Consider the following 14835-nt stretch of genomic DNA (forward strand, 5'->3'; position numbering starts at 1 on the left):
GTTTTTCATGTCGGTTCGTGGATCAATGCGCGTGGCTGCGATCCCAGTCCTCACGTTTCGGAAGCTGTTCGAACGTATGCTCCGGCGGGGGCGAAGGCAGGGTCCATTCCAGCGTGTCGGCATGTTCGTTCCAGTAGTTCGGAACACCAACCTTGCGCCCGGCGAACAGCGTGTAGAACACGATGCCGATAAAGAACAGGAAGGACGCGAAGGAGAGATAGGCCCCAAGCGAAGAGATATTGTTCCAATACGCATATTCGACCGGATAGTCGATATAGCGGCGCGGCATGCCCTGACGGCCCAGGAAATGCTGCGGGAAGAAGATCAGGTTCGAACCGATGAACATCATCCAGAAATGCAGCTTGCCCGCCCATTCCGGATACTGACGGCCCGACATCTTGCCGATCCAGTAATAGACACCGGCAAAGATCGCGAACACCGCGCCAAGCGACATCACATAGTGGAAGTGCGCGACGACATAGTAGGTATCGTGATAGACGCGGTCCAGCGGTGCACGGCTCAGGACGACGCCGGTGACGCCGCCCACGGTGAACAGGAACAGGAAGCCGAAGGCCCAGAGCATCGGCGTCTTGAACTCGATCGAGCCGCCCCACATCGTTGCGATCCACGAAAAGACCTTGATGCCCGTGGGCACGGCGATCGTCATCGTGGCCAGCATGAAATAGCTTTGCTGGGTCAGCGACATGCCGACGGTATACATGTGGTGCGCCCAGACGACGAAACCCAGGACACCGATCGCGGCCATGGCCAGAACCATCGGCAGGTAGCCGAAGATCGGTTTCTTGGCAAAGGTCGAGATGACATGGCTGATGATGCCAAAGCCGGGCAGGATGATGATATACACTTCCGGGTGGCCGAAGAACCACAGGATGTGCTGATACAGGATCGGGTCGCCGCCACCGGCCGGGTTGAAGAAGTTGGTGCCGAAGTTGCGATCCATCAGCAGCATGGTGATGGCACCGGCCAGAACCGGCAGCGACAGCAGGATCAGCCATGCGGTGATGAACACCGACCAGGCGAACAGCGGCACCTTGAACAGGGTCATGCCGGGGGCGCGCATGTTCAGGAAGGTCGCGATGATGTTGATCGCACCCAGAATCGACGAGGCACCCGAAACGTGGACGGCGAAGATCGCCAGATCCATCGAATAGCCGCCTTCGTTGGTGGACAGCGGCGGATACAGGACCCAGCCCACGCCCGAACCCGCCTGATCCGCACCACCCGGTGCAAACAGCGAGGCCAGGCCAAGCGCGACGCCGCAGACATACATCCAGTAGGACAGGTTGTTCAGGCGCGGAAAGGACATGTCCGGCGCGCCGATCTGCAGCGGCATGAAATAGTTGCCAAAACCGCCGAACAGGGCGGGGATGACGACAAAGAACATCATCAGGACGCCGTGATAGGTGATCATCACGTTCCACAGATGCCCGTTCGGGGTACATTCCTGTGTCGCATCGGCGATGAAGCGCGCGCCTTCAAGGCACATGTACTGGACGCCGGGGTGCTGCAGTTCCATCCGCATATAGACGGTGAAACAGACGGAAATCAGGCCGACGATGCCTGCCGTGAACAGATAAAGGACCCCGATGTCCTTGTGGTTAGTTGACATGAACCAGCGGGTGAAAAACCCACGGGTATCGTGGTGGTCATCCGTGCCATGGACGGCTGCGTCTGCCATGCGCGATCTCCCTCGACATTCGGCTGGCCGACCTCGGAGGGGTCGGCGGACTCAGGGTGCTGTTTAGATCACAATAACGCGCGCGGCAATGCACCGGAAGGCTGAATTGATGCTGTCCAAGGGCGAATTCCATGCCTTTGAGGGCGGGCAGGCGACAATACCGTGACGGTGCCGGGCCTGTGGGCCTGCGCCGTCGCGGTCACCGCCATCCCCCAAACGTTCCTGCGACGATCTGGCCGGGCCTGCCTGCGATTCGATGCTGTGCAGAGATGCTGCGCAGGGGCCCGGCCTCGGGTTTCCGGGGCGGCTTATTCGGCCGGGGCTTCGGCGGCTTCCGCCGGGGCCTCTGCTGCGGCTTCGCCGCCCGCGTCGGGCGAATGCTGGGCCAGGAAGGCCACGACATCCGCCTGGTTGCGGTTCATCTTGAAGGTCATCTTGGTCTTGAGGCTGGCATCGCCGACCTTTTCCTCGACGAAGGTGTTCGGGTCGGTGATATAGGCCTCCAGATCGGCGGCATTCCAGATTTCGCCGGTTTCGCCCAGCTTGATCAGCGCGTCCGAGTATTTATAGCCTTCTTCGTGGCCTGCCGCGCGGCCGACGATGCCGTAAAGGTTCGGTCCGGTCTTGCCGCCCTTGACCACATCCGTGCCGTCCGGCGACTGGATCATGTGGCAGGCCTTGCATTTGCGGAACTCTTTTTCCCCATTGGCTGCGTCCTGGGCAAGCGACGGCGCGGCAACAAGCAGCGCCGCAAGAATGGCAATCGGGCTGGTCTTCATTTCTCGTTTTCCTCCGGTAGCGGGACTCCGCTGGTCAGGTCTGTGCGACCAGTGGACCTCTCCCTGTCCATGGGCGGGCATAGCAAATCAAGGGACGTTTTTGCATCGCGACTTTCATCGCAGATCGGTTGAAATTCGCGTGAGCGGAGGTGGCAGCGGTCGGGGCAGAGGTCGGGGCGCCGGATTCAGCCGGGAAAGCTGTCGGAAAAGCGTTTGCGCAGCGCCACATCCAGATCCGGCAAGGTCACCGGCAGGCCCAGATCGACCAGACTGGTGACGCCATGGCCCGCGATTCCACAGGGCACGATCCCGGCATAATGCGACAGGTCGGGTTCGACATTGATGGAAATCCCGTGAAAGCTGACCCATTTGCGCAGCTTGACGCCGATGGCCGCGATCTTGTCCTCGCGCATCGACCCATCGGGCAGGGGGGGCAGGTCGGGACGTTCGATCCAGACGCCGACACGGCCGGGGCGGATGACGCCTTTCAGATTGAATTCCGCAAGCGCGTCGATCACCCAGCTTTCCAGCGCCGCGACGAATTGGCGCACATCGCGTCCGCGCCGGTTCAGGTCCAGCATGACATAGACGACGCGCTGGCCGGGGCCGTGATAGGTATATTGCCCGCCGCGCCCTGCGGCATGGACGGGAAAGCGGCCGGGATCGGTCAGGTCTTCGTCCCGTGCGCTGGTGCCTGCGGTATACAGCGGCGGGTGTTCGACCAGCCAGATCAGCTCATCCGCCGTGCCTGCGGAAATCGCGGCGACGCGCGCCTCCATCCGGCGGACGGCGGTCTCGTAATCGGTCAGTCCTGGCTCGACAATCCAATCTGGCATGCGGGCTCCTTGCCCCAGAGCCGCCGCCCCTGCAAGGGCGCGGGTGATGTTATGAGTTTTCTGCAAGATCATTGTGCAGATGATGAATTTCACTAAATGGGCAGGGCAGGCTATAAGGCCAGACCCATATATGCGCGGAACCGACCACATGACCCAGCCCAGCCATCCCGTCCCGTCCCCGGCTTTCGACCGCCTGCGCAAGGCGGCGGCGGAGCGCATCCTGATTCTGGACGGGGCGATGGGCACGCAGATCCAGCAGCTTGGCCTGTCGGAGGCGGATTTCGCCGGCCACGGTTCGGGTTGCGGTTGCGGCTGCCATCCCATCGGCGACACCAACCATCCGCAACAGGGCAACAACGACCTGCTGACCCTGACCCAACCCGCCGCGATCGAGGAAATCCACTATCGCTATGCCAAGGCGGGCGCCGATATCGTGGAAACCAACACCTTTTCGTCAACCTCGATCGCGCAGGCCGATTATGGCATGCAATCAGCGGTCTATGACCTGAACCTGCACGGCGCCCGGATCGCCCGCAAGGCGATGGACCGCGCCACCGCCGAAGACGGGCGCGAGCGGTTCGTCGCGGGCGCGCTTGGGCCGACCAACCGCACCGCATCCATCAGCCCGGACGTGAACAACCCCGGCTATCGTGCTGTTACCTTTGACGATCTGCGCATCGCCTATGCCGAACAGATCCGGGGGCTGATGGATGGCGGCGCCGATATCATCCTGATCGAGACGATTTTCGACACGCTGAACGCCAAGGCCGCGATCTTCGCCTGCGAGGAAGTGTTCGAGGAAAAATCCATCCGCCTGCCGGTGATGATTTCCGGCACGATCACCGACCTGTCGGGCCGCACCCTGACCGGCCAGACGCCGACCGCCTTCTGGTATTCCATGCGCCACGCCCGGCCCCTGTCCATCGGGCTGAACTGCGCGCTTGGCGCCGCCGCGATGCGTCCGCATCTGGCGGAACTGTCCGCCGTGTCGGATACACTGATCTGCGCCTATCCGAACGCGGGCCTGCCCAATGAAATGGGCCAATATGACGAAACCCCCGACCAGATGGCCGCCCAGATCCGCGAATTCGCGGCTGAAGGGCTGATCAATATCGTCGGCGGCTGCTGCGGCTCGACCCCCGACCATATCCGCGCGATTGCCGCCGCCGTGGCCGAATTCGCGCCGCGTCCGATCCCCGAAATCGAACCCCGCCTGCGCTTGTCGGGGCTGGAGCCGTTCACCAAGACCGACGACATCCCATTCATGAACGTCGGCGAGCGCACCAACGTCACGGGATCCGCGAAATTCCGCAAACTGATCACGGCGGGCGATTACGCGACCGCGCTGGATATCGCCCGCGATCAGGTCGAAAACGGCGCGCAGATCATCGACATCAACATGGACGAAGGGCTGATCGATCCGAAACAGGTGATGATCGACTATCTGAACCTGATCGCATCCGAGCCCGATATTGCCCGCGTTCCGGTGATGATCGATTCGTCGAAATGGGAGGTGATCGAGGTCGGCCTGAAATGCGTGCAGGGCAAGCCCGTCGTGAACTCGATCAGCCTGAAAGAGGGCGAGGAACAATTCCTGCATCACGCCCGCCTGTGCCGCCGCTACGGCGCGGCGGTCGTCGTCATGGCCTTTGACGAGGTGGGGCAGGCCGATACGGAAAACCGCAAGGTCGAAATCTGCGCCCGCGCCTATGACATTCTGGTCAATCAGGTCGGCTTCCCGCCCGAGGATATCATTTTCGACCCGAATATCTTCGCCGTGGCGACGGGGATCGAGGAACATAACAACTACGGCCTTGATTTCATCGGCGCGACGCGGCGCATCACCCAGCAACTGCCGCATGTCCATGTCTCGGGCGGGGTGTCGAACCTGTCGTTCAGCTTCCGCGGCAACGAACCCGTGCGCGAGGCGATGCATGCCGTGTTCCTGTATCACGCCATTCAGGCGGGCATGGACATGGGTATCGTCAATGCCGGTCAGCTTGCCGTCTATGACCAGATCGACCCCGAATTGCGCGAGGCCTGCGAAGATGTCGTCCTGAACCGGCGTGGCGATTCGACCGAGCGTATGCTGGAACTGGCCGAGCGTTATCGCGGCGAAGGCGGTGCCAAGGCCCGCGAAAAGGATCTGACATGGCGTGAATGGCCGGTCGAAAAGCGTCTGGAACATGCGCTGGTCAACGGCATCACCGAATATATCGACGACGACACCGAAGAGGCGCGGCTGAACGCCGAACGCCCGCTGCATGTCATCGAAGGCCCCCTGATGGCCGGGATGAACGTCGTCGGCGACCTGTTCGGCTCGGGCAAGATGTTTCTGCCGCAGGTGGTGAAATCGGCCCGCGTGATGAAACAGGCCGTCGCCCATCTGCTGCCCTATATGGAGGCCGAAAAGGCCGCGACGGGCGGGTCGAATTCGGCGGGCAAGGTTCTGATGGCGACGGTCAAGGGCGATGTCCATGACATCGGCAAGAACATCGTCGGCGTCGTTCTGGCCTGCAACAATTACGAAATCATCGACCTTGGCGTGATGGTCCCGGCGACGAAAATCCTGGAAACCGCCAAGGCCGAGAATGTCGATATCATCGGGCTTTCCGGGCTGATCACGCCTTCGCTGGATGAAATGGTCCATGTCGCGTCCGAAATGGAGCGTGAGGGATTCGACATCCCGCTGCTGATTGGCGGCGCGACGACCAGCCGTGTGCATACGGCGGTGAAAATCCACCCGCGCTATGCCAAGGGGCAGGCCGTCTATGTCACCGATGCCAGCCGCGCAGTGGGGGTGGTTTCGACCCTGCTGTCGGGGCGCAAGAATGCCTATGTCGACGATATCCGCGTCGAATATCAGGACGTGGCGAACAAGCACGCCAAGGCCGAGGCGGACAAGCGCCGCCTGCCGCTGGCGACGGCCCGCGACAATGCCGTGAAAATCGACTGGACGGGCTGGCAGGCGAAAACCCCGCAATTCCTGGGCGCGCGCATTATCGACGATTTCGATCTGGCCGAAATCGCCCGCTATATCGACTGGACGCCGTTTTTCCAGACATGGGAACTGAAAGGCGTCTATCCGCGCATTCTGGACGACCCGAAACAGGGCGAGGCCGCGCGGGCGCTGTTTGCCGATGCGCAGGCGATGCTGAAGCGGATCATTGACGAAAAATGGTTCACCCCGCGCGCGGTCATCGGCTTCTGGCCCGCAGATCGCGTCGGCGACGATATCCGCCTGTGGAAGGACGACAGCCGCAGCGCGGCGCTGGCGACCCTGCACACGCTGCGCCAGCAGGTCACCAAGCGCGACAACCGCCCGAATGTCGCCCTGTCCGATTTCGTCGCGCCCGAGGGGCTGGTCGATTACGTCGGCGGCTTTGTCGTCACCGCAGGCCCCGAGGAAATCGGAATCGCCGACCGCTTCAAGGCCCAGCACGACGATTTTTCCGCGATCATGGTTCAGGCGCTTGCCGACCGCTATGCCGAGGCGCTTGCCGAACTGATGCATGAACGGGTCCGCCGCGACTATTGGGGCTATGCGGCGGGGGAAACCTTTACCCCCGACGAACTGATCGGCGAACCCTATCAGGGCATCCGCCCCGCGCCCGGCTATCCCGCCCAGCCCGACCATACCGAAAAGGTCGCGCTGTTCGACCTGCTGGATGCGACGGCGGCGACGGGGGTCGAACTGACCGAAAGCATGGCGATGTGGCCGGGCTCATCCGTCAGCGGCATCTATATCGGCCATCCCGACGCCTATTACTTTGGCGTGGCCAAGGTCGAACACGATCAGGTGCTGGATTACGCATCGCGCAAGGGCATGACGCTGGCGCAGGCAGAACGCTGGCTGGCGCCGGTCCTGAACTATATCCCGGCCCCTGCGGTGGCTGCCGAATAGGGGGCTGAAACACACCGGGGAAACCCGCTGAAATTCTGATGACGCGCTGCGTTTGCCCCTTTTCAAGCGCAGCGCAACCGTCTAAAGAACGCGGGCTGACACGGATGCGGTCGTGGCGGAATTGGTAGACGCGCAGCGTTGAGGTCGCTGTTCCTTAACCGGAGTGAAAGTTCGAGTCTTTTCGACCGCACCATCAGCCCTCACGAGGGCTGTTTCCATGTCGGATGTTTCTTAATCTGACTCTGCGGAACATGACGCTTTACCTGCATATCGGCGCCCAGAAAACCGGAACGACCACGATTCAGGCGGCGTTGGCCCATAGTTGCTCAAGGCCGGTCTGACCTACCCCGAGGTCGAGGCCGACGACCGCAACAAGGTCAGCCATTACAACTCCCTGCACGGCTTTTTCACGGCCGAACCACAGCGCATCGATGCGACGCGGGCTTTTGTCAGCCGCGTCAACGCGCTTGAGGGCGATGTGCTGCTGTCTTCGGAAACGCTGAGCAACTGGCCGATCATCAGGCAGGGCCAGACCGCCGACGACTACTGGAACGGCAAAAAACGCATCCTGATGCGCATGCGCGAGGAATTCCGCGAGCGGCGCAATGTCTCGCCCGATTGGACCGATCTGGAAATGCGCCGGATCTGCGTGACCTTCGGCCTGAAGAAGGTCGCCGCCCCCAAGCCCGAACTGCGCACGCAGTTCAACGAGGTGATCGAGGCGATGGTGCGCCGCATGATCAACAGGGCGCTGGTTCGGGAAGGTGCGCACCAAGGCGCAAAAGCCGAATAACTGCCCGAAAACGCTGATCTTATTCCTTTGGCTCCGCGATCCTGTCTGGCCCCGCGATCCCGTCGCGGGGCTTTGTCAGCAGATAGGCATCCATGATCCAGCCGTGTTGCTGCCGCAGCGCAGCGCGGCGCGACAGGATCGTGTCGCGCAGATCGTCCAGGTCGCCCCGGATCAGATCCTGCTGCGCCATGCCCAGATAGGCGCCCCAATGGATCCGCGCCGGTCCCGGACAACCCGCCAGCGCGCTGCCGTCGTCCAGCATGACCGCGATGGTCGCGATGCCCTGCGGCCAGCCGTGGTCGCGCAGGTGACGGGCGGGCAGGATCGCGACCGGGGCTGACAGATCGTTCAGCGCAATGCCATGCGCCGCGCAAAGCGCCGAGATCGAGGTGATGCCCGGCACCACGCGCAGCCGGATCCCGGAGAGGCGTTCGGCGATGCGCAGGGTGCTATCGTAAAGCGAGGGATCGCCCCAGACCAGCAGGGCCACGCGGCGCGTGCCGGGTTCGGCGGCAATCGCCTCCAGCCACGCGCGGGCGATGGCGTCGTGCCAGTCGCTGACCGCCGACAGGTAATCGCCGCTGTCCCGACGCACCGGCATGGCAAAGCGCCGGACCTTTGCCCGGGCGTGCAGGTGCCGCGACAGGATCGTGTCGCGCAGTTGCGCCAGCTCGCCCTTACCCGCGCCCTTGTCGGGGATCAGGATCAGGTCGGCGCGGTTGATTTCGGCAATCGCCTGCAGGGTCAGGTGATCGGGATTGCCGCAGCCGATGCCGATCAGAGAAAGGGTCAGGTCGGGGGTGGTCATGCGTCCTCGGCGATCATGTGGAAAAAGCTGCCGGTGATATGGCCGCGCCGCGACCCGCTTTGTGCCGCCGTCTCGCCATTGGCGTCGGTGACATCGGCCAGCGGCGCGTCGGGCTGGTCGAGGATCGAGGAATAGTGGAACTCATGCCCGCGCAGGCAGGTGCCTGCCGCATAGGCCCCGACCGGGGTCAGCAGCGCGGCGCGGCGATAGCCAAGGTTCAGCTTGCGCTTGGCGAATGAGGTGCGCAGCCCCAGCAGACCCGCCATCTCATGCGTCGCGCCCTGCGCATCGGTCAATGCGCGGCCCAGCACCATATAGCCGCCGCATTCGCCATGCACCGGGCGGGTTTCGGCAAAGCGCCGCAGCCCGTCCAGAAAGCCCCGGTTGGCCGCGATGCGCGCCGCGTGCAATTCGGGATAGCCGCCCGCCAGCCAGACCATATCTGCGTCCGGCGCCGGGGCTTCGTCGGCGAGGGGCGAGAAAAGCTGATCTGTGCCCCGGCGTCGCGCCAGCCCTGCAGCAGATGGGGATAGGTAAAGGAAAAGGCTTCGTCCCGCGTCAGCGCGATATGCTGGGCGGGGGGCGTGATGCGGCCGTGCGCCGGGACCCCGGCCCGCGCCCCGGCCGCTGCGCGCAGGGCGTCCAGATCGACGTGATCGGCCAGCATCCGGGCGTAATCCTGCACCGCCTGCTCCAGCGAGGGATGTTCGACCGCCTGCACCAGCCCAAGGTGACGCTCGGCCAGCACCAGATCGTGACGGCGGGGCAGGCAGCCAAAGACCGTCATGCCCAGATCCGCGAATGCGGCGCGCAGCAGGCTTTCATGGCGCGGGGATGCGACGCGGTTCAGGATCACTCCGGCAAAGGGCAGATCCGGGTCGAGCCGCGCAAAGCCCAAGCCCGTCGCCGCCGCCGATTGCGCCTGTCCCGAACAGTCGATGACCAGCACCACCGGCCAGCCGAATTCCCGCGCGATACTGGCGCTGGATCCGTTGCTGAAGGCGCCACTGCGCAGCACCCCGTCATACAGCCCCATCGAGCCCTCGGCGATCGACAGATCGGCATCGCCCGCGATCCCGGCCAGTTGCCCGATCAGCCCGCGCCCCATCGCCCAACCATCCAGATTGAAGGACTGCCGCCCCGAGGCCGCAAGGTGAAAGGCCGGGTCGATGTAATCCGGCCCGCATTTGAACGGCTGCACCGCCAGACCCCGGTCGCGCAGCGCCCGCAAAAGCCCCAGCATCACCGTCGTCTTGCCCGTCCCCGAGGCAGGCGCGGCGATCATCAGGCCCGGTTTCCCTGCAATTTGCGTCATGCGTTGCCCTCGTGCGGTCTGTGGCATCGGGTCGCCATCGCCAGAGGGCGCGCCACGGGTGCCGGTTGGAACGATCCGGGCATCCGGCCGTGGTGTTCGCGCGTGAGGGCGATGGTTCCCGGCCGCGCAGATTGGCTTGTCAGGGGGCGGGTCATTCCTGCCCCTCGGGGAAACGCGGCGCGGCGCCGACGGGGCGAAAACGGCGGTCGTAATCGCCTGCATACAACCGGCTTTCGCCGAAATCGGCACCCGTGCGGGCCAGCGTTTCGCCGACCAGAATCAGCGCCGTGCGTTCGGCCCCGCGCGCGGCAAGGGCGGTCAGGTCGCGCAGCGCGCCACGCTCGATCTGCTGGTCGGGCCAGCTTGCGCGCCAGATCACCGCGAGCGGGCAATCGGGGCCGTAATGGGGCAGCAGCCGCGCCTGCACCTGATCCGCGACATGGATCGACAGATGGATCGCCAGAACCGCGCGGCTGGCGGCAAAGGCTTCGAGCGTTTCGGTTTCGGGCATCCCCGTCGCCCGGCCGGATGTGCGGGTCAGCACCACCGATTGCGCCAGCCCCGGCAGCGTCAGTTCCGCCCCAAGCGCGGCTGCGGCTGCGGCGAATGACGGCACGCCGGGCGTCACGTCATAGGGAATGCCAAGCGCATCCAGCCTGCGCAACTGTTCGCCCATCGCCGACCACACCGACAGGTCGCCCGAATGCAGCCGCGCGATATCATGGCCCGCCGCATGGGCATCCGCGATTTCCGCGATGATCTGGTCCAGCGACATCGGCGCGGTGTTCACGATCCGCGCGCCCGCCGGGCAATGCGACAGCACCTGTTCGGGGATCAGCGAGCCCGCGTAAAGACAGACGGGCGAGGCCGCGATCAGGTCGCGCCCGCGCAGGGTCAGCAGGTCGGGCGCGCCGGGACCGGCGCCGATGAAATGGACGGTCACGTTTCCCCCTTGATGGTCGAGGCGATGGCAAAGGCGATGGTGGCGCGCCCCGAAGGCGCGAAGATGCGCGGCCCCAGCAGGCGCGATTGCGGCCCCGCGGCCAGCAGCGCGCAGGCCTCGGACACGGAACCCGTGCCGAAAATGGTCATTTGCCGGGCCGACTGGCCGGGGGTGGCCACGCCCCGGATCGCGTCGCGCGGATAGGTTATCAGGGGCAGGCCGGTGCGGCGCAGGATATCCTGCAAGGCCGGGTGTCCGGCCTTGTCGGCCAGCATGGCGATGCGGTCGGGCAGGCGGTCGGACAGATACAGCAGGATCTGCAGATCCTCGATCGTGGCCGAGGCGCGCAGGCCGATGCCCGCAGCAATTCCGGCGGCAATCATGGCAGGCTCCATTGCGTGACGGGCCAGGTCGGCTGCCAGCCGCGCAGGGTGCCAAGGGGGCGGCATGGGCCAGTTCGATCCGGGTCAGGCTGCCGCCATGGGCCGCCGACAGCCGCGTCAGCAGCGCCTGCGTTTCCAGCGTCACGGCATTGACGACCAGCCGGGCATCGGGGGCGTGGCGGCGGATCGCGATGAACAGTTGCTGATCGAAACCGCCGCCGGCAAAGATCGCATCGGGGGCGGGCAGATCGGGCAGCACCGCCGCGTTGTCGCCCTGGACGACGCGCATCCGCGCGGCCAGACCAAAGCCGTGAATGTTGTCGGCGATATTGGCGCAGCGGTCGGCGCGCGTTTCGACGGCGATGGCATGGCCGCCAAGCCTGCACCACTCGACCGCGACCGATCCCGACCCCGCGCCCAGATCCCACAGCATCTCGCCCCCGCGCGGGGCGAGCGCCGCCAGCGTCATCGCGCGGATCATCGGCTTGGTGATCTGGCCGTCATGGGCAAAGGCATCGGCGGCGCGACCCGGCGCCAGCGACAGCGCATCTGAATCAAGGATCTGCACCGCCAGCGCGACCGGCGCGGCATATTCGGCGCCCTCGGCATAGGGCGATACCCGTTCATGAGGCCCGCCAGCGCGTTCCAGCACCGTCAGCTCGGCGGTGATCCGGTCGGTCAACTGGCGCGCGATCTCATGCACCGCCGTTCCGTCGCGGACCAGCAGGACCAGCCGGGCACCGGGCAGCAGATGGTCGGCGATGCTTTCCAGCGGCGCGGCGTGCAGGGCGCGGCAGGTCGCCTGTTCAAGCGGCCAGCCAAGCCGGTTCGCCGCCAGCGAAAAGGTCGAAGGCGCGGGCAGGCTGATCCATTCGTCCGGCTGCAGGGCGGCGGCCAGCGCCGTGCCCGTGCCATGCCAGAACGGATCGCCCGAGGCCAGGACGACGGTCTCTTGCCCCCGCACCTCCAGCACCGGCGCGATCGAAAAGGGGCGCGGCCATTCGCGGCCCCGCGTGCCCGCGCCGATCAGCGCCAGATGACGCCGCCCGCCAAAGATGATATCGGCCGCCTGAAGCGCCGCGCGGGCGGGTTCCGTCAGGCCTGCGGGGCCGCTTTCCTGCACGCCGATGATCGTCAGCCACCGGGAATTCATGGGGGTATCCATGTCACGCATCCTTTTGTTGGGCGGCACGACCGAGGCCGCCGCTCTGGCCCTTGCCCTGGCCGATGCGGGGCGGGATGCGGTCTATTCCTATGCGGGCGCGGTGGCCAGCCCGCGCGCTCAGCCTCTGCCGGTCAGGACCGGCGGCTTTGGCGGGGCCGGGGGGATGGTGCGCTGGTGCCGCGATCATCGGGTTGCCGCGATCATCGACGCGACCCATCCCTTTGCCGCGCAGATCAGCCGCAATGCCTGTCAGGCGGCGCAGGTGCTGGGCCTGCCGCTGCTGGCGCTGGAACGCGCGGCATGGCAGCCGCAGCCCGGCGATCACTGGATCCGTGTCGCGGATATGGCGGCGGCAGCCCGCGCCCTGATCGGCGACCGCGTCTTTCTGGCCATCGGCCGGGGCGAGCTGGCCGCCTTTCAGGGGCTGAGCCAGCATCTTTTGCTGCGGCTGGTCGATCCGCCCGAAACCCCGCCCTTGCCCGGAGCGGAATGGGTCGTGGCGCGCGGTCCCTTTCGGATGCAGGATGATCTGGCGCTGCTGCGCGATCACCGCATCACCTGCGTCGTCAGCAAGAATTCCGGCGGCAGCGGCGCCTATGCCAAGATCGCGGCGGCGCGTGCGCTGCGCCTGCCGGTCGTGATGGTCGACCGCCCCGCCATCCCCCGGCGAGAGGTTGCCGAAACGCCCGAACAGGCGATGGGCTGGATCGCGCGTCATGTGCCCTCGGACGCGAAACGCGGGGTATAGACCCATTTGCCGACGCGCCGGGTCTGGGGATTGCCGATCAGGACCACGGTGCGCATGTCCGCCATGTCGTCGCGTGCATGTGCCAGCGTGGTCACGGTGATGGATTCGTCGGGCGTGGTCACGGCGCGGGCGAATATCACGATGCGGCCGGGTTCGCAGGTCTCGCGCAGCACCTCCAGCGCGCGGGCGAAACCATCGGGGCGGGCCTTGGATCGCGGGTTGTAAAAGCCCATGGCAAAGCCGCCAAGCGCGGCGTGGCGGATGCGGTGGCGGATGGTTTCGGCGGATTTCAGATTGTCCGACAGGTTGATTGCGCAGAAATCATGACCAAGCGGCGCGCCGCAGCGGGCAGCGGCGGCCAGCATGGCGGTGATGCCGGGGATGACCGCGATATCGGGATGATCGGCGGGGGAAATATCCTCCAACGCCTCGAAGACGGCGGCGGCCATGGCAAAGACGCCGGGATCGCCCGAGGACACCACCGCGACCTGCGCGCCCCCCTGCGCCAGCGCGATGGCATGGCGGGCGCGGTCCAGTTCCTCGCGGTTGTCGGTCGGGTGCAGGGTCAGGCCGGGGCGGGCGGGGATGCGCGCGACATAGGGCGCATAGCCCAGCACATCGGTCGCCCCATCGACCGCCGCCTGCGCATCGGGCGCGATCAGGCCCGCGGCGCCGGGGCCAAGGCCCAGAATGGTCAGCCGCCCGGTCATTCGATCTCCGCCAGCGGGCGGCGGCCATTGCCATGCAGGATGACGGTCGCGAAATAGGGGCAATCGGCCAGATCGACCTGCGCCAGCGGTGCAATGCGCTGGCCGGCCATCGTGCCCTCGACACACAGCCAGGCGTCATCCAGCCGCCCGGCGGTTTCCAGGGCTGCACGGATGCGGGGCAGGTTGCGCCCGATCTTCATCACCACCGCCGCATCGGCGTCAGACAGACGGCGGGCCAGTTCGTCCTGCGGCAGGGTGCCGGGCAGGATCGTCAGCACATCGTCGCCCCATGTGATCGGGCGCCCGGTTTCGGTCCAGCAGCCGGACATGCCGGTGATGCCGGGGATGACCTCGATCACGGCGCGGTCCTGCAGGCGCAGATGCAGGTGCATGAAGGATCCGTAAAAGAACGGATCGCCCTCGCACAGGACAACGACATCATCCGTCCGGGTCAGGTCGGTCAGGCGTTCCGCCCAATCGTCGTAAAAGGCCGCCAGCGCCTGCCGGTAGCCATCGGACCCGAAATGCAGCTCGGTCGTGACGGGATATTCCATCGCATGTTCGGTGACGCCTGCGGGCAGCATGCCTTCGACCGTGGCGCGGGCGCGGCCCTTGCGGCCCTTCTTGCGGAAATAGGCGATGTGGCGCGCGGCTGCGATGGCGCGGGCGGTGCGCAGGCTCATCAGATCCTGCGCGCCGGGGCCAAGCCCCGCGCAGATGATCCGGCCCCTGGGTTTGTCGTCAGGGCGCAT

At 65.4% G+C, this 14835-nt stretch carries 11 protein-coding genes, 1 tRNA gene and 2 pseudogenes; 4 read left to right on the plus strand and 10 right to left on the minus strand.

Features of this window, described 5'->3' with window-relative positions; genetic code table 11:
- Positions 1 to 22: 22 nt before the first annotated feature.
- The 3 genes from ctaD to lipB all read right to left on the minus strand — a co-directional run bounded on the left by ctaD (position 23) and on the right by lipB (position 3314).
- The gene (gene ctaD / locus PE067_RS15625; RefSeq protein WP_276190628.1) at positions 23 to 1699 is read right to left on the minus strand and encodes a cytochrome c oxidase subunit I; all 1677 of its coding nucleotides are present in this window, start codon (positions 1697 to 1699) and stop codon (positions 23 to 25) included.
- Positions 1700 to 2007: 308 nt separating this feature from the next.
- Positions 2008 to 2478 (minus strand): cytochrome C, encoded by a 471-nt coding sequence (locus tag PE067_RS15630; RefSeq protein ID WP_276190629.1) that lies wholly within the window; start codon positions 2476 to 2478, stop codon positions 2008 to 2010.
- A gap of 185 nt (positions 2479 to 2663) precedes the next feature.
- Positions 2664 to 3314, minus strand: a complete 651-nt coding sequence (gene lipB, locus PE067_RS15635) for a lipoyl(octanoyl) transferase LipB (protein ID WP_276190630.1) — start codon at positions 3312 to 3314, stop codon at positions 2664 to 2666.
- A gap of 148 nt (positions 3315 to 3462) precedes the next feature.
- Between lipB and metH the strand changes: the two genes are divergently transcribed.
- From metH to PE067_RS15650, 3 genes are all read left to right on the plus strand, one after another.
- Positions 3463 to 7218 (plus strand): methionine synthase, encoded by a 3756-nt coding sequence (metH, locus tag PE067_RS15640; RefSeq protein WP_276190631.1) that lies wholly within the window; start codon positions 3463 to 3465, stop codon positions 7216 to 7218.
- Between the two features lie 106 nt (positions 7219 to 7324).
- Positions 7325 to 7411: transfer RNA gene (locus PE067_RS15645), tRNA-Leu, on the plus strand.
- 129 nt (positions 7412 to 7540) lie between these two features.
- Complete coding sequence (locus PE067_RS15650) at positions 7541 to 8011, plus strand: hypothetical protein (RefSeq protein WP_276190632.1); 471 nt, start codon at positions 7541 to 7543, stop codon at positions 8009 to 8011.
- Positions 8012 to 8030: 19 nt separating this feature from the next.
- Here the strand turns inward: PE067_RS15650 and cobF are convergent, their stop codons facing one another.
- From cobF to cbiE, 5 genes and pseudogenes are all read right to left on the minus strand, one after another.
- Positions 8031 to 8819, minus strand: a complete 789-nt coding sequence (gene cobF, locus PE067_RS15655; protein ID WP_276190633.1) for a precorrin-6A synthase (deacetylating) — start codon at positions 8817 to 8819, stop codon at positions 8031 to 8033.
- Positions 8816 to 10134: pseudogene (locus PE067_RS15660) on the minus strand (cobyrinate a,c-diamide synthase). Before PE067_RS15660 ends, cobF begins: the two are co-directional and overlap by 4 nt.
- Positions 10135 to 10285: 151 nt before the next feature.
- Positions 10286 to 11077, minus strand: coding sequence for a precorrin-4 C(11)-methyltransferase (gene cobM / locus PE067_RS15665; RefSeq protein WP_276190634.1), 792 nt, complete (start codon positions 11075 to 11077; stop codon positions 10286 to 10288).
- Entirely contained in the window at positions 11074 to 11472 is a 399-nt protein-coding gene (locus PE067_RS15670) for a cobalamin biosynthesis protein (RefSeq protein ID WP_346429707.1), read from the minus strand. Before PE067_RS15670 ends, cobM begins: the two co-directional genes overlap by 4 nt.
- Positions 11457 to 12613, minus strand: a pseudogene (cbiE, locus tag PE067_RS15675) (precorrin-6y C5,15-methyltransferase (decarboxylating) subunit CbiE). Before cbiE ends, PE067_RS15670 begins: the two are co-directional and overlap by 16 nt.
- 10 nt (positions 12614 to 12623) lie before the next feature.
- Here cbiE and PE067_RS15680 point away from each other — a divergent pair.
- The gene (locus PE067_RS15680) at positions 12624 to 13373 is read left to right on the plus strand and encodes a cobalt-precorrin-6A reductase (protein ID WP_276190635.1); all 750 of its coding nucleotides are present in this window, start codon (positions 12624 to 12626) and stop codon (positions 13371 to 13373) included.
- Here PE067_RS15680 and cobJ read toward each other — a convergent pair.
- Complete coding sequence (gene cobJ / locus PE067_RS15685) at positions 13340 to 14083, minus strand: precorrin-3B C(17)-methyltransferase (RefSeq protein ID WP_276190636.1); 744 nt, start codon at positions 14081 to 14083, stop codon at positions 13340 to 13342. The genes PE067_RS15680 and cobJ overlap by 34 nt on opposite strands.
- Positions 14080 to 14835 (minus strand): precorrin-2 C(20)-methyltransferase, encoded by a 756-nt coding sequence (locus PE067_RS15690; protein WP_276190637.1) that lies wholly within the window; start codon positions 14833 to 14835, stop codon positions 14080 to 14082. Before PE067_RS15690 ends, cobJ begins: the two co-directional genes overlap by 4 nt.

This window comes from Paracoccus sp. DMF-8, from assembly GCF_029309835.1.
Lineage (GTDB): Bacteria > Pseudomonadota > Alphaproteobacteria > Rhodobacterales > Rhodobacteraceae > Paracoccus.